The sequence below is a fragment of the Ornithinicoccus hortensis genome, assembly GCF_006716185.1.
Classification (GTDB): Bacteria; Actinomycetota; Actinomycetes; order Actinomycetales; family Dermatophilaceae; genus Ornithinicoccus; species Ornithinicoccus hortensis.
Genome location: NZ_VFOP01000001.1, coordinates 3,623,505 through 3,640,088, shown reverse-complemented (window position 1 = coordinate 3,640,088; position 16,584 = coordinate 3,623,505). Strand labels below are relative to the sequence as shown.

Genomic DNA, 16,584 nt, shown 5'->3' with positions numbered 1-16,584 from the left:
GCCCCAATCCTTGACCGTCAGGACGGAACTGGCGGCCGGCGTCGGCGTGGGGTGCGGTGAGGTGCTCGGTGGCGTTCGGCACGGAATACGAGACGCACGTCGCGGCCGGGTGAAGACTCCTGAGGAGTGCCATCGCTTCCGCAGCGCGGCAGATCCGGACGTTCCCTGGACCCGCAGGTTCCGTCCACGTGCACGCATCCTTCACGCTGAGTCCGGAAATCGTGTGAAGGATGCATGCAGGTGCACCATGGGACGTGGTCACCGTGCCTTCTGGGACCTCACCGCACATCGGCATGTGGGTAAATCTCTCCGTGCGCCGTGAGAACTTTCCTTACTGACTCAAGGCGCGCCTTCGGCGCGGTCGGCCTACGACGGCTCCGGCAGGGACCCCCGCGCTCCGGGCTCGTGCCTCGCCCTCTGCGCACCCCCGCCTACGCCGCTCCGGCTCGACCCCAGTGGGCATCAGTCCTCCCGGACGTCAAAGATGACTTCAACCTCGATATGTTCCGCCGGCATTGCAAGCAACAGGGCTGCCGCATCCGCCACTATGGGTGCGATGTCGTCGCGATCCCGTGCTTGGGTATGCAGCCCGTCGACGTTAAGGGCCGAGATGGCCCACCACTCGCCGCTCCTTCGCGCGGAGGCCCGGATCTTCATGCTCGCTTTCCTTCTCGCCAGTCTGGGTCCTCGGCCTGCTCTCCCCGCCACTGCTCCAATGCGTCACGGTCGGCGACGACGGCTAGTTCGACCAGGACACCAACATGCTTCGTCCAGGTCCAGACCCCGTGCTTCTTGTTTGGCTCCGGCCAACCGTCTCCGAATTGGTCCAAGGCGTTCGTCCACTCGACTGCGGCGGTGATGGCTGATGCCCCTTCGTGGGAGGGCCTTCCAACCATGGTCCATACGTCGTCGGTGTTCTCGAACGTCCACTCCATTAATGGAAGACGGGCAGCCCGAGCATGAGCCTCCCAGGCGGCGACGGCAGCATTGGCGATGAGGGCTTGCGGGTCTTCGAACGATGTCTCGGTCATGGTGAACTGCCTACACCGTGCCCCTGACAGTGGCGCACTTTTGGCACCGGAGAATCCTCTCGCACCGTCACGGCTGCAGTCACTGCCCACGGTTCTCGCTGGTCAGTACGTTCCGTGACGGTGGTTCCCAACCCTCGCGTCTCTCGTAATGAATAGGTCATCGGTTCGATTCCGATAGGCGGCTCCGGCACGAGAGGCCCCGACCAGCACGCACGCTGGTCGGGGCCTCTCGTCATGATCCGGAGCCCCCGGCACCGGGGCGGGCAGCCCGATTAGGCTACGAGGAATCCCCGTCCCGTCTCGTGAGGAGCTCCCCGCAGCGTGCTTCCCGGATCCACACCTGCGACCCCCGGAGGCAGGGCCGTCGTCGCCCCGCTGTTCGTCGGGGGGACCGGACGCAGCGGCACGACGATCGCGGCCCAGCTCCTCGGTCAGCACCCCGACCTGGCCCTCATCCCGATCGAGCTCCGGTTCCACGTGGACGCCGGCGGGTTGTGCGACGTGGCGGCGGGCAGGACCGACGTCGCGACCTTCGAGGAGAAGCTGCGACGCCTCTGGTTCTGGCGGCCGCCCAACAACTCGGGCCCCCGCGGCATCCACGTGATCGCGGAGGAGTCCACGCTCGACGCAGGGCTGGCCCGGCTGCACGCGGCCCACGAGGCGGACCCGTGGGGGGCCTGCCGACAGTTCATTGACGACCTGGTCCAGCCGTTCGTCGAGCGCACCGGCGCCCGCACCTGGGTGGAGATGACCCCGCCGAACGGCAAGCGTGCCGACGCCCTCTGCCGGATGTTCCCGGACGCCCGGGTCGTCCACATGGTCCGGGACGGCCGCGACGTGGCGTCGTCGGTGGCGCGCCGGTCGTGGGGACCGGACGACACGCTCTCGGCGCTCACCTGGTGGCGTCAGGGGATGACCCGGATCGCGCAGTCGATGAGCAAGGCCGATCCGGACCGGGTCCGGGCCATCCGGCTGGAGTCCCTCGTGGTGAGCCGGCGGGAGGAGGAGTATGCCGGGCTGCTCGAGTTCGCCGGGGTGACGGACAGTGAGCCGGTGCGGCGCTTCTTCGACGACGAGGTCGCCGCCGGGTCGCTGCACGCCGGGTCGTGGCGCGGGGGACTCGACGATGCACAGGTGCGGGAGATCGAGGACGCCTACGAGCGCGCCCTGGCCCAGTTGGCCGCCAAGGGCATCCAGCTCCCGCCGGCCTGAGGGCCCTGGTTCCCCGGGCCCGTCAGCTACCTGGCCCCAGCTCGAGGGCGTAGGCCAGCAGTTGGACGCCGGGGGCCGGTTCCCAGTCCCGGTCGGGGTCACGCACGAAGCCGAACGAGGCGTAGAGCGCGTGGGCTGCCGTCATACCGGGCTGCGTGGAGAGCACGACCCGGGTGTGCCCCGCGGCACTGCTCCGGTCGAGGCAGGCTCGCACCAGGGCCCGGGCCGCGCCGCGACGTCGCGCCTCCGGGGGCACCGCGAGCATCCGGAACTCGCCCTCGCCCGGGCCGGCGAGCTCTGTGTATGCCGACCCGTCCGGGCACCAGGTGACCGTGCCCAGCAGGGTGGTCCCGTCGGTGGCGACCAGCAGGTCGGCCTCCCGGGCCCGGGCGGGCGCGTCCCGGAGCACCTGCACGTAGGAGTAGTCGGCGGGCAGGTGGCCGTCGTGCACGTAGGCCGTCGCGGTCATCTCGCCGACCCGGTCGAACTCCTCGGGCAGCGCCCGGCGCACGGTCAACGGCATACCGGCATCCTGACACGGGCACGACGAAGGGCCCGCCCGATCGGACGATCGGACGGGCCCTTCGGTGGGACCGGAGGTCAGTCAGCGACCACCCGCAGGGTGAACTCGCCGTTCTCGCCGGACCAGGTGGCGCTCATGCCGACGGCCGCGATCTGCTCGACGCTGGCGCGGGTGTTCTCGTCGGTGATCTCCGAGAGGTAGTACTGCTCGAAGGCGTTGAGGTCGACGTAGAACACGCTGTCGGCCTCGGCCGCGTTGGGAACCGCGGACTGGAAGGTCGGGTTGTCACCCAGCCCGCCCGCGACGGCGCTGTCCACGTAGTCCTGGCTCAGGCCCAGGCTCAGCACGCCGTCGTCGACCCGGCGCACCACGTAGGCCTCCAGGTCCTCCGGGGTCGCGCCGGCCGCCACGACCGCCTTGTCGATGACCGCGTTGGCGGCGTCGGTGTCGGTCTGCACCCGGATCACGGCCGGGATCTGGGACGGGTCGTCGATCTGGTCGATCTCGGCGATCTGGGGGCCCACCCCGATGGCCAGGCTCTGACCCACCAGGGTCTGGATGTCACCGGGGATCTCGAAGCCCTGCGCGGACGCCTCGGACTGCATCTGGGCCATCTCGTCCGGCATCGCCTTGTTCATCTGCTCGAAGGCGATCGCGACGAGCTGGTCGCCGTGCTCCTGGCCGAAGGCCACCGCGGTGTCCTCGGGGAGGTCCTGCACCAGCTGGGCGGTGTCGCCGTCCTCGATCTGGACCGGGAAGCCGCGGGTGATGCCGTGCAGCTCGATGTGGTCCTCGCCGAACCGGACGGCGGCGGCGACGCGGCCGGTCTGCGCCTCGTCGAGGGTGGAGCCGGACAGGAACCCGCCGATCGCGCCCGGGCCGGCGACCCCGGACATGCCGGTCGGGTCCGGGACCCCGTCCAGCGCGCCCTCGGCGTCGTCGAGGTAGGGGGCGAGCTGCTCGCCGTCGGCCCAGAAGGACAGCACGCCCTCGTCGCCGAGCGCCTCGATGTCACCGGTGAAGGTCTCGTTCTCGGCCAGGGTCCCGGCCTCGACGCCGGCCTGCACGTCGTCGATCATCTCGGCGGAGGACAGCACGACGTAGTCGCCGTGGAAGAACCAGCCGGCCTGGTCGGAGCCCTCGGAGGCCTCGAACAGCTTGGTGAGGCCCTCCTCGGCGGCGCCCTCGTCGGTCACCTGCAGGGCGACCGCGACCTGCGGCTCGTCCTCGCCCTGCGGGACGACGCCCACGCCGAGCCGGTCGCCCAGCCAGGGCTCGATGTCGGTGTCGTAGTCGATGTTGCTCAGCGACGGCTCGTCCTCGGCGATCATCTCGAAGAACTCGCGACGCATGTCGTCGCTCTCCAGCGTCGCGGTGACCTCCGGGTCGAGGTCCTTCAGGAAGCGCACGGCGGCGATCTTCTGGCCGACGCTGGGATCGATGTCCATCCGGACGTAGGCGGCGCTGCCGCCCGGGAGCGCGCTCGAGGGCTGGTCGCCGCCGCCGCCGAGGACCCGGGTCACCGCGAAGGCGCCACCGCCGATCACGAGGGCGGCCACGAGGGCCAGGGTGATGATGATTCCGGTCTTCTTGCCCGCGTTGCCGGGCTCTGGCGCGTACGGGTCCGCCCCCTGCGGGCGGTCGAAGACGCCATTGGTTGGTGCAGTCATGGTTCCCTCCACTGTGGTGCAGGCCGGTGCCCGCTCGGTCATCGCCGATAGGACGGCGGCCGAGGCTCCAGAGTACCTGCTACCCCCGTTTCGTTATCAAATCGTGATGTGACTTGGGGTCTTGTTCGAAATCACATCGGTGGGACTCGGGTGAGCGGCGGAACGACATTCGTGTGATTTCGAACGCCACGTATGGCGTGGGGCCGTTGTGACGAGTGAGAACCCTGTGACCAGCGCAAATGCGTGTGATCACTGTTTCCAGAGTGCCCAACTGACACTACTGTCAACCCCGGCTCTGCCACGCCTGTTCGTTGTCCTGTCTCCCCGCCGGAAGGTCAGACCTGTGCCTAGCTCGCCCCGAGTGCGACGCGCCGCCTTCACGTTGAGTTGTCTGCTCGTGCTGGGCGGTGGTGTCCCCGCCCTCGCCGCCGAGGACGACCGCCCGCCCTCGGAACAGGACGTCCGGGACGCCCAGCAGGCGGTGACCCGGGTCGAGGGCCAGGTCGCCACCATGGATGCCGAGGTGCTCGACCTGACCGGCCAGCTGCGCGAGGTACAGGCCCGGGCCACGGCCGCCGGCGAGGTCGCGATGGCCGCCCAGCTGGACTACGAGACCAAGCAGGGTGAGGCGGACGCGCTCGCCGAGGACGCAGCCGCCGCCCGCGCCCAGGCCGACGACGCCAACACGGTGCTGGGGCGGCACGCCGCCACCGCCTACAAGAGCGGTGGGCTGGGCACGCTCGGCGTGCTCTTCGACCAGGGGACGGACACCGTCCTGGAGCGCGCGGGGTCGCTCGAGGTGATCGGCAAGATCCGCAACCGCGAGGTCCAGGAGGCCACGACCGCCTCCGGCACCGCCGACGTCCTGGAGCGCGAGGCCGCACTGGCCGCGGCCCAGGCCGAGGCCGCGGCGATGGAGGCCGACCGCACCGCGCAGGCCGCCGACGAGGCCGTGGCCACGGCCCAGACAGAGACGACCCGGCTGGAGGCCCAGCGGCAATCCACCATCGAGGAACTCGCCCGGGTGCGCCAGGTCTCCGTCGACACGGAGAACGCCCGTCAGGCGTGGCTCCAGGCCGAGGCCGACCGGATCGCCGCAGAGAAGGCCGAGGCGGAGCGCAAGGCCGCCGAGGAGAAGGCCGCCGAGGAGCAGCGACAGCGCGAGGAGGAGGAGCGCCAGCGGGAGGAAGAGGAGCGTCGTCGCCGCGAGGCGCCCGCACCCACCACGCCGGCGGCTCCCACCCAGGCCCCGGCGCCCACTCCCGAGCCGGAGCCCGAGCCGGAGCCCGAGCCGGCTCCGACGCCTACACCGACCCCGACACCGACGCCCACCCCCGCTCCTACCCCGACTCCCACACCTACCCCGACACCGACGCCTACCCCGACACCGACGCCTACCCCCACCCCGACGCCGACGCCTACCCCCACCCCGACGCCGACGCCTACTCCCACGCCGACGCCGACGCCGACCCCCACGCCGACCCCCACGCCGCCGCCTCCGCCTCCGCCGGCCCCCGAGCCGGAGCCTGAGCCGCCGGCCGCGCCGGCACCGGGTGCCGAGGCCGCGCTCGCCTACGCGTACGCCCAGATGGGCAAGCCGTATGTGTGGGGCGCCGAAGGACCCGACGCGTTCGACTGCTCGGGCCTGACCAAGATGGCGTGGCGCCAGGTCGGCGTGCAGATGCCGCACCACAGCGGCAGCCAGTACAACATGCTGACCAAGGTGTCGCTGTCGCAGGCGCAGCGCGGGGACCTGGTGTTCTGGAGCACCAACGGGGCGCCCTCAGGCATCTTCCACGTCGGGCTCTACGTCGGCGGCGGACAGGTGATCCACGCCGCCTGGGACGGTGTCATGGTCACCTCCCTGGACTACATCGGCGGTGTACTGCCGACGGTCGGCCGCCCCAGCTTCTGAGGCCGACGGCAGTCCGGCTCGGCCGCCTCCCCGCGGCGGACCGTGACCACGAACCGGTCGCTGACGAAGGTCATCAGCTCACCGGTGCGTAGCGCGGCGAAGATGCTGTGGCCGTAGCGACGCGTCCGGTGCCCCTTGTGGGCCGCCAGGTTAGGCGTCCGGTGCCCCCGTGGGGCCGCCCGGTGACGCGTCCGGTGCCCCCGTGGGGCCGTCCGGTGACGCGTCCGGTCGGGACTGGTGGGTCAGGGCAACGTCAGGGCAACGTCAGCTGTTGGCGTGCGGGCCCGGCCAGCGGGCGGTGGTCAGGCCGGCTTCCTTGGCCCGGGCGACCGACTCGTGGTACGTCCGCTCGGCCTCCTCGCGGCCGGCCCAGTGAGCGCCCTCGACGGACTTGCCGGGCTCCAGGTCCTTGTAGACCTCGAAGAAGTGCTGGATCTCCAGCCGGGTGTGGTCGCTGATGTGCTCCAGCTCGCGGATGTTGCCCTTGCGGGGGTCGTCGGCCGGGACGCAGATGATCTTGTCGTCACCGCCGGCCTCGTCCCGCATGTGGAACATGCCGATCGGTCGCGCGGCCACCAGGCACCCCGGCCAGGTCGGCTCGTCGAGGAGCACCAGGGCGTCCAACGGGTCACCGTCCTCACCCAGGGTGTCCTCGATGTAGCCGTAGTCCGCGGGGTAGCGGGTCGAGGTGAACAGCATCCGGTCCAGGCGGATCCGACCGGTGTCGTGGTCGACCTCGTACTTGTTACGGCTTCCCTGGGGAATCTCGATGGTGACGTCGAAATGCATGGCACGCTGCCCTTCGCGGTCGGAAGTTGTCTACGCTCTGAGAGGAGTTTCGTACATGTTGGGGTCAAACACGAAAGCGTAGGTTCATGGGAGCACGTCGCGGACGCGGGCTGGTCGCCGGGTCCTGCCTCGCGCTCGCCCTCCTCGGCGGCGGGTCCGTCGCCCACGCCACGGGTGATTCGACGGGGGAGTCGACCCCTGCCGCCGACGCGGGTGCGCAGGCGACCGCGACCGCCCGGCCGACCGGTGACGGGGTCCGCCCGGTCGCCAGCCCGGTCCCACCGTCCCCGGTGGTCCCGGTCGACGAGGGGAGCGCCGTGGACCCGGCGGCCGTGCAGGCGGCGGTGGCCGACGAGTTGGAGAACCCGTGGCTGGGCGGCCGGGTCTCGGTCACCGTCCGGGACGCGCTCACCGGGGAGCACCTCATGGACGCCGCACCGGACCGGGAGACCACCCCCGCCTCGCTGACCAAACTGCTCACCGCCGCGGCCATCGTCACCGTGCTGCCGATGGAGGAGACCTTCGACACCACCGTCGTCGGCGGAGTCGGTCAGCAGGCCGACGACATCTACCTGGTCTCCGGCGGCGACATGCTGCTCGACCGCGGTCACGGCGACCCCGACGCGGTCGTCGGGCGGGCGGGACTGGCCGACCTGGCGGAGCAGGTGGCACGGGCCCGGGGGCCGGAGGCGCCCCCGGTGACGCTGCACGTCGACGCCGGCTACGGCGCCGGTGAGCTGGCGGCCCCCGGCTGGTCGGACTACTGGCTCGCCGAGGGGTACACCGGGCCGATCACCATGCTCGGGCTCGGCGAGGACCGGGCCTTCGTCTACCACCCCGCCCCGCGGAACCCCACGCAGGTCACGGCGGCCGCCTTCGCCGAGGCGCTGGAGGACGCGGGCGTGCCGGTCGAGGGGGACGCGGACGACCAGGTGCCGAAGACCTCTGCCCCCGAGGACGCCGAGCTGCTGGCGACGGTGTCCTCCGCCCCGGCCGGAGAGGTCCTGACGCTGGCCCTGGCCGACAGCGACAACGCGATGGTCGAGCAGCTTGCCCGGCAGGCGGCCATCCGCGCCGGCATCGGGGTCGAGCGCGAGGACATCAACCAGTGGGTGATCGACCAGGTCGCCGGCTACGGGATCGACGTCAGCGGGGTCCGGTTGAGCGACACCTCCGGGCTCTCCGACGGCACGACCATCCCCGCCCGGGTGGTGGGCGACGTCCTCGTGGCCGGGACGAGCGGGGAGCACCCCGAGCTCGAGCGGGTGCTCGGCGACCTGCCGATCGCCGGCTACACCGGCACCCTGCACGACCGCTTCCTGGCCGACCGCCAGGAGCCCGCCCGCGGCGTCGCCCGGGCCAAGACCGGGTCGTTGCCGGGAGTCACCTCGCTCGGTGGCACCGTGGTCACCCGGGACGACCGGCTGCTGGTGTACGTGATCATCGCCGACCGGGTCGACGAGCCGCTGATCCTCGAGGCCCGGGCGACCACCGAGGACTTCGTCACCGAACTCGCCCGCTGCGGCTGCTGAGGCCCCGACACGTAGGTTGGGGGTATGCGCACCGAAGCCCGCACCGAAGCCGCGGAGTCCGGAGGGGCACCTGCCGGGTCCGACATGGTCGACTGGGACCTGGCGGCCGCCGCCGGTCGCCGCCTCGTCCCCGCGGGTCCGAAGTCGACGCCGGGCGAGGTGGCCGCACTCGTCGAGGAACTCCGCGCCGCCGCCGCGGCCGCCGTGGAACCCGTCGCCAGCACCAGCCGGCTGCAGGCTCCCGAGGGCGCGCCCGCGCCCCTCGTGGTCGACCGTGCGGGCTGGATCCAGGCCAACGCGGCCTCGATGCGCGCCATGCTGGGGCCGGTGCTCGACACCGTGGTGGAGCGGCAGCGGCGCAAGGGCGCCCAGCGCGCCTCCGGGGGCTCGCACCGGGCCGCAGGGGCCGCGACGGCGTGGGGCGGGGCGGTCACCGGCACCGAACTGGCCGGCATGCTGGCCTGGGTCAGTACCAAGGTGCTGGGTCAGTACGACCTCGCTCCCCAGGGGGACCCCGCGCTCCTGCTCGTGGCGCCCAACGTGCTGCAGGCCGAACGGGACCTGGGCGTGGACCCCACGGACTTCCGCCAGTGGGTCTGCCTGCACGAGGAGACCCACCGGGTGCAGTTCACCGCCGTGCCCTGGCTGCGGGGGCACATCATCGACTCCGCGCGCGGACTCGGCGCCGAACTGGCCCCGGGCCCCGACCAGGCCGGTGAGCGGATCCAGCAGGTGCTGGCCAACCTGCCGGGCGTGCTGCGCGGGGAGATCGACATCACCGCGCTCGTGGCCACCCCGGAGCAGCGCGAGGAACTGGCCCGGATCACCGCCGTGATGTCGCTCCTGGAGGGCCACGCCGACGTGATCATGGACGACGTGGGCCCCTCGGTGATCCCGACCGTGGCGGTGATCCGGCGCAAGTTCGACAACCGCCGCAAGGGCGCCGGGTCGCTGGACCGGGTGCTGCGCCGACTGCTCGGCATGGACGCCAAGATGCGCCAGTACCGGGACGGCGCGGCCTTCGTCCGCGCGGTCGTGGACCAGGTCGGGCGGGAGGAGTTCAACACCGTGTGGACCTCGCCGGAGACGCTGCCCCGGGCCGAGGAGATCGTCGAACCCGGCCGCTGGGTCCAGCGCGTCCTGGGCTGAACCGGCCGGGCTGACATGGCAGGACCGCACCCCGCGGTGGCGGCCGCCCGCGTCGGCGTGCGGCGGGCCCTGGCCGCCCACGGGCTGGAACGCTGCACCGTCCTGGTCGCCTGCAGCGGTGGCCCGGACTCCCTCGCGCTCGCGGCCGCGGCGGCCTTCGAGCTGCCCCGCTCCGGCGGCGTCGCCGGGGCCGTCGTCGTGGACCACGGGCTGCAGGAGGGCTCCGGGGAGGTCGCCGAGGCCGCCGCCGACGCCTGTTGCGCGCTGGGGCTGGCGCCGGTGCAGGTGGTTGCTCCCACCGTGCAGCGCGGACCCGGGGGCCCGGAGGAGGCCGCCCGGACCGCCCGCCACGAGGCGCTGGCCGCCGCCGCCCGCTCCCTCGGGGCGGACGCGGTCCTGCTCGGACACACCAGGGACGACCAGGCCGAGCAGGTGCTGCTCGGGCTCGCCCGCGGCTCAGGGACCCGGTCGCTGTCCGGTATGCCGTCCGCCCGGGTCCTGCCCGGCAGTCCCCGGGTGCTGTTGCTCCGGCCGCTGCTGGGGCTGGCCCGGGAGGAGACTGAGGCCGTGTGCGCCGAGCTGGGGCTGGCCCCCTGGCAGGACCCGCACAACGGCGACACCCGGTTCACCCGGGTGCGGGCCCGCAACGCGCTACGGCACCTGGAGGACACGCTCGGACCGGGCCTGCCCGCGGCGCTGGCCCGCAGCGCCGACCTGCTCCGGGACGACGCCGACGCCCTCCAGGAGGTGGCGGACACGGCATACCGCGAGCTGGGTGACCCCCCGTGGCCGGTGCCCGCCCTGACCGACCTGCACCCCGCGGTGCGGCGGCGCCTATGGCAGCGGCTGGCGACCGAGCACGGCAGCCCGTCCGGTGCCCTCACCGGGCGGCACCTGCGGGCGGTGGACGACCTGCTCCTGCGCTGGCACGGGCAGGGGCCGATCGACCTCCCGGGAGGGTTGCGGGCCCACCGCGCGGAAGGGCGGATGTGGCTGGAGCGGGCCGGGACGGGTTGAATGGGGACCGCAACGGGCCGGCAGGCCCGCCCGACCCCGATTCGCAGGAGACGACGTGGACGCCGCGCAGATGGGTGCTGACCTGGAGAAGGTGCTGCTCACCGAGGAGCAGATCCAGACCAGGCTGCAGGAACTGGCCGAGCAGATCTGGGAGAACTACCAGGACAAGAACGTCCTGCTCGTCGGGGTGCTCAAGGGCGCCGTGATGGTGATGTCGGACCTGATGCGGGCGCTGCCCGGGTCGGCCGAGATGGACTGGATGGCGGTCTCCTCCTACGGCTCCGGCACCAAGTCCTCCGGCGTCGTGCGGATCCTGAAGGACCTGGACACCGACATCACCGACCGGCACGTCCTGATCGTCGAGGACATCATCGACTCCGGGCTCACGCTGAGCTGGATCCGGACCAACCTGCGCTCGCGCAAGCCGGCCTCGGTCGAGATCTGCACCCTGCTGCGCAAACCGGAGGCCGCCAAGGTGGAGATCGACGTCCGCTACGTCGGGTTCGACATCCCGAACGACTTCGTGGTCGGCTACGGCCTGGACTATGCCGAGGCCTACCGCAACCTGAGGGTGGTCGGCACCCTCGCACCGCACGTGTACTCCTGAGCGCGACGGGCGCGCGGGCCCGGCCCGGCGTCTGGAACACTGGGAGACCACCACGCGTTGTCGGCAGGCAGGACCGATGACCATCTGAGCAGGAGGAACGGGGCCGCCGGGCCCCGAAGATAGATGACGAAGCAGCGCACGACCCGTGGCCCCTGGATGTGGATCCTGATGATCCTCGGTCTGGGCGTGCTCTGGTACGCCCTGACCATGCCGAGCGGCTACAACCGCATCGACACCTCCGAGGCGATGACGTTGATCACCTCCGACAAGGTGGCCTCCGCCACGGTCACCCCCGACCGGGTCGACCTGGTGCTCAAGGATGGCGAGACGTTCAGCAACGACGAGGTCTCCGAGACCGACCGGGTCCAGGCCTACTACGTGCCCTCCCGCGGCACCCTGGTCGTGTCGACGCTCGAGGAGCACCCGCCCAGCGAGGGCTACACCGACGACCCGGCACAGCAGAACTGGTTCGTCTCGCTGATGCTCACGGTCCTGCCCCTGCTGCTGATCCTGGGTCTGTTCCTGTTCCTGATGACCCGGATGCAGGGCGGCGGCCGGGGGGTCATGCAGTTCGGCAAGTCCAAGGCCAAGCTGGCCAGCAAGGACATGCCCAAGGTCACCTTCGCCGACGTCGCCGGTGCCGACGAGGCGGTGGAGGAGCTGCACGAGATCAAGGAGTTCCTCGCCGACCCGCGCAAGTTCCTCGACGTGGGCGCCAAGATCCCCAAGGGCGTGTTGCTCTACGGCCCGCCCGGCACCGGCAAGACGCTGCTGGCCCGCGCGGTCGCCGGGGAGGCGGGCGTGCCGTTCTACACGATCTCCGGCTCCGATTTCGTCGAGATGTTCGTCGGTGTCGGTGCCTCCCGCGTCCGGGACCTGTTCGAGCAGGCCAAGGACAACGCGCCGGCCATCATCTTCGTCGACGAGATCGACGCCGTGGGGCGGCACCGCGGTGCGGGCCTGGGCGGCGGGCACGACGAGCGGGAGCAGACGCTGAACCAGCTGCTGGTCGAGATGGACGGCTTCGACGCCAACGCCAACGTGATCCTGATCGCGGCCACCAACCGGCCCGACATCCTGGACCCGGCGCTGCTGCGCCCGGGCCGGTTCGACCGGCAGATCGCCGTCGAGGCGCCCGACATGATGGGCCGGCTGCATATCCTCCAGGTGCACGGCAAGGGCAAGCCGCTGGCCGAGGGCGTCGACCTGATGACCGTCGCCAAGCGGACCCCCGGGTTCTCCGGCGCCGACCTGGCCAACGTGCTCAACGAGGCCGCGCTGCTCACCGCCCGCTCCGACGAGAAGGTCATCACCGACCACTTCCTCGACGAGGCGATCGACCGGGTGATGGCCGGCCCGCAGAAGCGCACCCGGGTGATGAGCAGCAAGGAGAAGAAGATCACCGCCTACCACGAGGGCGGGCACGCCCTCGTGGCGGCGGCCATGCGGCATACCGACCCGGTGTCCAAGATCACGATCCTGCCCCGTGGACGTGCCCTGGGCTACACCATGGTGCTGCCGGCCGATGACAAGTACTCCACGACCCGCAACGAGCTGCTCGACCAGCTTGCCTACGCCCTCGGTGGCCGGGTCGCCGAGGAGATGGTCTTCCACGACCCGACCACCGGTGCCTCCAACGACATCGAGAAGGCGACCGGCCTGGCCCGCAAGATGGTTACCCAGTTCGGGATGAGCGAACGGGTCGGTGCGGTCAAGCTCGGCTCCGGTGGTGGCGAGGTCTTCCTCGGTCGCGACATGGGGCACGAGCGCGACTACTCCGAGGACCTGGCCGGTGTCGTCGACCAGGAGGTCCGCCGCCTGATCGAGGCCGCGCACGACGAGGCCTGGCACGCGCTCAACGACAACCGCGACATCCTGGACAAGCTGGTCCTGGAGCTGCTGGAGAAGGAGACGTTGAACGCCCCCGCGCTCGCCGACATCTTCGCCGACGTGGTCAAGCGTCCGCAGCGGCCGGTCTGGCTGAGCAGCGAGCAGCGCAACGTGCACCAGCGGGGGCCGGTGATGACCGACGCCGAGCGCCGCGCGATGTCCAACGGGCACCAGCCGTCCTCCGAGGAGCACCCGCCGTCCGCGGTGGTGGAGGTGCCCGACGGCGGCTTCGTCGACCCCGGCCAGGGACCGCACTGACGTGGCCGGGGACCGGCCGGACAACGGCAACGGCAACGGCGACGCCGGGGAGATGCCCACGGTGGCACCCGTGGACCATGCCCGGATCGCCGCGGCCGTCCGCGAGATCCTGATCGCGGTCGGGGAGGACCCGGACCGTGACGGGTTGCGGGACACCCCGGCCCGGGTGGCCCGCTCCTACGCCGAGCTCTTCTCCGGGCTCGTGCAGCGGCCGGAGCAGGTGCTCACCACGAGCTTCGACGTCGGGCACAGCGAGATGATCCTGGTCCGCGATATCGAGATGTTCAGCCTCTGCGAGCACCACCTGGTGCCCTTCCACGGGGTCGCGCACGTCGGCTACATCCCCGGCGCCGACGGCCGGGTGACCGGGCTGTCCAAGCTGGCCCGGCTGGTCGACGTCTTCGCCCGGCGCCCGCAGGTCCAGGAGCGGCTCACCTCCCAGATCGCCGACGCCATCGAGGAGCACCTGGGCCCGCAGGGGGCGCTGGTGGTCATCGAGGCCGAGCACCTCTGTATGTCGATGCGCGGGGTCCGCAGGCCCGGCGCCCGCACGATCACCTCCGCGGTCCGCGGCCAGCTGCGGAACCCGGCGACCCGGGCCGAGGCGATGAGCCTGGTCATGGCGGACCGGTCGCGATGACCCCCGCCGACCTCCCGCTGGTGATGGGGGTCGTGAACGTCACGCCCGACTCCTTCAGCGACGGCGGCATGTGGCTGGAGCCGGAGCGCGCCATCGAGCACGGCCTCGAGCTGGTGGCCCAGGGGGCCGACCTGGTCGACGTCGGCGGCGAGTCCACCCGCCCCGGCGCCGAGCGGCCGCCGGTGGAGGAGGAGCTGGCCCGAGTGCTGCCCGTCGTGCGGGCCCTGGCCGACCGGGACGTCGTCGTGTCGGTCGACACGATGCGTGCCGAGGTCGCCGAGCAGGCGCTCGCGGCCGGGGCCACGATGGTCAACGACGTCTCCGGGGGGTTGGCCGACCCGGCCATGGCGTCCCTGGTGGCGCGCTCGGGGGCCCCGTTCGTGGTGATGCACTGGCGGGCCCACTCGGTGCGGATGGACGAGCTGGCCAGCTACGACGACGTGGTGACCGACGTCGTGGCCGAGCTCGGGGAGCGGGTCGACGCGCTGCGTGCGGCCGGCGTGGCAGCCGACCAGCTGATCGTGGACCCCGGCTTCGGCTTCAGCAAGGACGCCGGACACAACTGGCAGTTGCTCGGCGGGCTGGAGCAGGTGGTGGCGATGGGCTACCGGGTGCTCGTCGGGACCTCCCGCAAGCGCTTCCTGGGCCGGCTCACCGACGACACGGCCGACCCCACCCCGCCGGTCGAGCGGGACGCCGCGACCGCCGCGACCAGCGTGCTGGCGGCCCAGGCCGGCGCCTGGGCGGTCCGGGTGCACGACGTGCCCGGCACGCGGGACGCGCTGGCCGTGCTGCGGAGAGTGCGCGATGCCCGCTGACCGCGGCCGCGACCGGATCACGCTGACCGGCGTGACGGCATACGGGCACCACGGGGTGCTCGACTTCGAGAAGCGCGACGGGCAGGAGTTCGTCGTCGACGTGGTGCTGGACCTGGACCTGTCCGCCGCCGCGGCGACCGACGATCTGTCGACCACCGTGAGCTATGCCGAGGTTGCGGCCGACGTTGTCGAGGTGGTCACCGGGCCGGCGCTGGACCTGATCGAGGCCGTGGCCGGCCGGATCGCCGACCGGGTGCTGGCCCGCCCGCTGGTGGAGACGGTGACGGTGACCGTGCACAAGCCGCAGGCCCCCGTCGGCGTGCCGTTCGGCGACGTGGCGGTGACCGTGCGGCGGGACCGGGACGAACCGGTTGTGATCGCGCTCGGCGCCAACCTCGGGGACCCGGCCCGGGCGGTGCGGGCCGCCGGACGGGCGCTGCACCGGGTCCGGGGGCTGCGGGCGGTGCGGCTCTCCCCGACGTTCGGGACCGCGCCCGTGGGCGGGCCCGAACAGCCCGACTACGTCAACGCCGTCGCGGTCGCCCGCACCCGGCTCACCCCGGCCTCCCTGCTGGCGGCGCTGCACCGGATCGAGGAGGACCACGGCCGCACCCGCGAGGTGCGGTGGGGCCCGCGGACCCTCGACCTGGACCTGATCCAGTACGGCACCCCCGGCACCGACCACGAGGTGCGCACGGACGACCCGGCCCTGACGCTGCCGCACCCCCGCGCGCACGAGCGGGCCTTCGTCCTCGCCCCGTGGGCGGCGGTCGACCCCGCCGCCGTGCTGCGCGTCGGGGAGCAGGTCGTGCCGGTCACCGAGCAGCTCGACCGGATCGGGCTGGACGGTGTGACCCCCCTGACGGACGAGCCTGGGCGGGGCACCGGTGCGTGACCGGCAGGGCGGCGTCCGCTGGGCCGGCGTCGGGATCACCACGGTCGCGGCCACCATCGGGTGCCTCGTCCTGCTGCTGGTCTGGCGCCGGGCGGGGGGCGACCTGCCCACGCTGCCCTGGCTGGCGCTGGCGCCGCTGCTGATCCTGTCCGCCGTCGTCCTCGTCGCCGGCTGGCAGGTGCGAGGCTCGGTCCGGCCCCCGGGCGGCCCGGGCGGTCCGGGCGGGACAGGCACGGGGTCGCAGAGCCAGCGGGCGCGGACCCTGGGCGGTAGGCCCCGGACTCCCGGCCAGATGACGCCGCAGCGGGCCAGGGGCACCTTGGTGGCTGCGCAGGCCAGCGCCCTGGGTGGGGCGGTCCTGGTCGGCTGGTACCTGGCCAACGCCTTCCTCGCCGCTCCCGACGCCGACGTCCCCTCGGTCCGGTCGTTGCTGTTCAGGGCGCTGGTGAGCGCCGCCGGGGCGCTGGTCCTCGTGGTCTGCGGGATGGTCACCCAGTCGTGCTGCCGGGTCCCGCCGTCCGATGACGACGACGAAGGGCGCGGCGAGGCGCCCGGCCGCGGCCGGGTGCCGGACCCACTGCCCGAATAACGCCCGGTCAAACCCCTTGACCCGCGGCTGGGAGGCGCCCATGCTGCAC

At 72.2% G+C, this 16,584-nt stretch carries 16 protein-coding genes; 11 read left to right on the top strand and 5 right to left on the bottom strand.

Going from position 1 to position 16,584, the window contains the following annotated elements; all coding sequences use genetic code 11:
* Positions 1-462: 462 nt before the first annotated feature.
* Both FB467_RS16995 and FB467_RS16990 read right to left on the bottom strand, forming a co-directional pair.
* The gene (locus FB467_RS16995) at positions 463-657 is read right to left on the bottom strand and encodes a transcriptional regulator (RefSeq protein WP_141786149.1); all 195 of its coding nucleotides are present in this window, start codon (positions 655-657) and stop codon (positions 463-465) included.
* Positions 654-1,031 (bottom strand): hypothetical protein, encoded by a 378-nt coding sequence (locus FB467_RS16990; protein WP_141786148.1) that lies wholly within the window; start codon positions 1,029-1,031, stop codon positions 654-656. Before FB467_RS16990 ends, FB467_RS16995 begins: the two co-directional genes overlap by 4 nt.
* A 321-nt stretch (positions 1,032-1,352) precedes the next feature.
* Here FB467_RS16990 and FB467_RS16985 point away from each other — a divergent pair, with 321 nt between their 5' ends.
* The gene (locus FB467_RS16985) at positions 1,353-2,243 is read left to right on the top strand and encodes a sulfotransferase family protein (RefSeq protein WP_141786147.1); all 891 of its coding nucleotides are present in this window, start codon (positions 1,353-1,355) and stop codon (positions 2,241-2,243) included.
* Between the two features lie 22 nt (positions 2,244-2,265).
* On the opposite strand, the gene FB467_RS16980 is transcribed toward FB467_RS16985, so the two are convergent.
* Complete coding sequence (locus FB467_RS16980; RefSeq protein WP_141786146.1) at positions 2,266-2,766, bottom strand: GNAT family N-acetyltransferase; 501 nt, start codon at positions 2,764-2,766, stop codon at positions 2,266-2,268.
* A gap of 77 nt (positions 2,767-2,843) precedes the next feature.
* On the bottom strand, positions 2,844-4,436 hold the full coding sequence (locus FB467_RS16975; RefSeq protein WP_170230812.1) for a DUF3352 domain-containing protein: 1,593 nt from the start codon (positions 4,434-4,436) through the stop codon (positions 2,844-2,846).
* A gap of 361 nt (positions 4,437-4,797) precedes the next feature.
* Between FB467_RS16975 and FB467_RS16970 the strand changes: the two genes are divergently transcribed.
* The gene (locus FB467_RS16970) at positions 4,798-6,351 is read left to right on the top strand and encodes a C40 family peptidase (RefSeq protein WP_141786144.1); all 1,554 of its coding nucleotides are present in this window, start codon (positions 4,798-4,800) and stop codon (positions 6,349-6,351) included.
* Positions 6,352-6,615: 264 nt separating this feature from the next.
* Here the strand turns inward: FB467_RS16970 and FB467_RS16965 are convergent, their stop codons facing one another.
* Positions 6,616-7,140 (bottom strand): inorganic diphosphatase, encoded by a 525-nt coding sequence (locus FB467_RS16965; RefSeq protein WP_141786143.1) that lies wholly within the window; start codon positions 7,138-7,140, stop codon positions 6,616-6,618.
* An 86-nt stretch (positions 7,141-7,226) separates the two neighbouring features.
* Here FB467_RS16965 and FB467_RS16960 point away from each other — a divergent pair, with 86 nt between their 5' ends.
* The 9 genes from FB467_RS16960 to FB467_RS16920 all read left to right on the top strand — a co-directional run bounded on the left by FB467_RS16960 (position 7,227) and on the right by FB467_RS16920 (position 16,535).
* On the top strand, positions 7,227-8,672 hold the full coding sequence (locus FB467_RS16960) for a D-alanyl-D-alanine carboxypeptidase/D-alanyl-D-alanine-endopeptidase (RefSeq protein ID WP_141786142.1): 1,446 nt from the start codon (positions 7,227-7,229) through the stop codon (positions 8,670-8,672).
* A 24-nt stretch (positions 8,673-8,696) separates the two neighbouring features.
* A complete protein-coding gene (locus FB467_RS16955; RefSeq protein ID WP_141786141.1) occupies positions 8,697-9,821 on the top strand; it encodes a zinc-dependent metalloprotease in 1,125 nt (374 codons plus the stop codon).
* Between the two features lie 15 nt (positions 9,822-9,836).
* Positions 9,837-10,838, top strand: a complete 1,002-nt coding sequence (tilS, locus tag FB467_RS16950) for a tRNA lysidine(34) synthetase TilS (RefSeq protein ID WP_141786140.1) — start codon at positions 9,837-9,839, stop codon at positions 10,836-10,838.
* Between the two features lie 55 nt (positions 10,839-10,893).
* Positions 10,894-11,445, top strand: coding sequence for a hypoxanthine phosphoribosyltransferase (gene hpt, locus FB467_RS16945; protein WP_141786139.1), 552 nt, complete (start codon positions 10,894-10,896; stop codon positions 11,443-11,445).
* Between the two features lie 123 nt (positions 11,446-11,568).
* Positions 11,569-13,593 (top strand): ATP-dependent zinc metalloprotease FtsH, encoded by a 2,025-nt coding sequence (gene ftsH / locus FB467_RS16940; RefSeq protein ID WP_141786138.1) that lies wholly within the window; start codon positions 11,569-11,571, stop codon positions 13,591-13,593.
* Positions 13,594-13,645: 52 nt separating this feature from the next.
* A complete protein-coding gene (gene folE / locus FB467_RS16935) occupies positions 13,646-14,233 on the top strand; it encodes a GTP cyclohydrolase I FolE (RefSeq protein ID WP_141786751.1) in 588 nt (195 codons plus the stop codon).
* Positions 14,230-15,051 (top strand): dihydropteroate synthase, encoded by an 822-nt coding sequence (folP, locus tag FB467_RS16930; protein ID WP_228393470.1) that lies wholly within the window; start codon positions 14,230-14,232, stop codon positions 15,049-15,051. Before folE ends, folP begins: the two co-directional genes overlap by 4 nt.
* Positions 15,041-15,946 carry a 2-amino-4-hydroxy-6-hydroxymethyldihydropteridine diphosphokinase gene (gene folK, locus FB467_RS16925; protein ID WP_141786137.1) on the top strand — a complete coding sequence of 302 codons (906 nt, stop codon included), beginning with the start codon at positions 15,041-15,043 and terminating at the stop codon, positions 15,944-15,946. The genes folP and folK overlap by 11 nt, the downstream gene beginning before the upstream one ends.
* Positions 15,939-16,535: a DUF3180 domain-containing protein gene (locus FB467_RS16920; RefSeq protein ID WP_170230811.1), complete on the top strand. Its 597-nt coding sequence runs from the start codon at positions 15,939-15,941 to the stop codon at positions 16,533-16,535. Before folK ends, FB467_RS16920 begins: the two co-directional genes overlap by 8 nt.
* Positions 16,536-16,584: the final 49 nt, after the last annotated feature.

Excerpts from the sequence above, each read along its gene's own strand:
- FB467_RS16955 (WP_141786141.1), top strand. The coding sequence starts at position 8,697 with ATGCGCACCGAAGCCCGCACCGAAGCCGCGGAGTCCGGAGGGGCACCT.
- FB467_RS16965 (WP_141786143.1), bottom strand. The coding sequence starts at position 7,140 with ATGCATTTCGACGTCACCATCGAGATTCCCCAGGGAAGCCGTAACAAG.
- folK (WP_141786137.1), top strand. The coding sequence starts at position 15,041 with ATGCCCGCTGACCGCGGCCGCGACCGGATCACGCTGACCGGCGTGACG.
- FB467_RS16995 (WP_141786149.1), bottom strand. The coding sequence starts at position 657 with ATGAAGATCCGGGCCTCCGCGCGAAGGAGCGGCGAGTGGTGGGCCATC.
- FB467_RS16990 (WP_141786148.1), bottom strand. The coding sequence starts at position 1,031 with ATGACCGAGACATCGTTCGAAGACCCGCAAGCCCTCATCGCCAATGCT.
- folE (WP_141786751.1), top strand. The coding sequence starts at position 13,646 with ATGCCCACGGTGGCACCCGTGGACCATGCCCGGATCGCCGCGGCCGTC.
- FB467_RS16960 (WP_141786142.1), top strand. The coding sequence starts at position 7,227 with ATGGGAGCACGTCGCGGACGCGGGCTGGTCGCCGGGTCCTGCCTCGCG.
- FB467_RS16980 (WP_141786146.1), bottom strand. The coding sequence starts at position 2,766 with ATGCCGTTGACCGTGCGCCGGGCGCTGCCCGAGGAGTTCGACCGGGTC.
- ftsH (WP_141786138.1), top strand. The coding sequence starts at position 11,569 with ATGACGAAGCAGCGCACGACCCGTGGCCCCTGGATGTGGATCCTGATG.
- tilS (WP_141786140.1), top strand. The coding sequence starts at position 9,837 with ATGGCAGGACCGCACCCCGCGGTGGCGGCCGCCCGCGTCGGCGTGCGG.
- folP (WP_228393470.1), top strand. The coding sequence starts at position 14,230 with ATGACCCCCGCCGACCTCCCGCTGGTGATGGGGGTCGTGAACGTCACG.
- FB467_RS16975 (WP_170230812.1), bottom strand. The coding sequence starts at position 4,436 with ATGACTGCACCAACCAATGGCGTCTTCGACCGCCCGCAGGGGGCGGAC.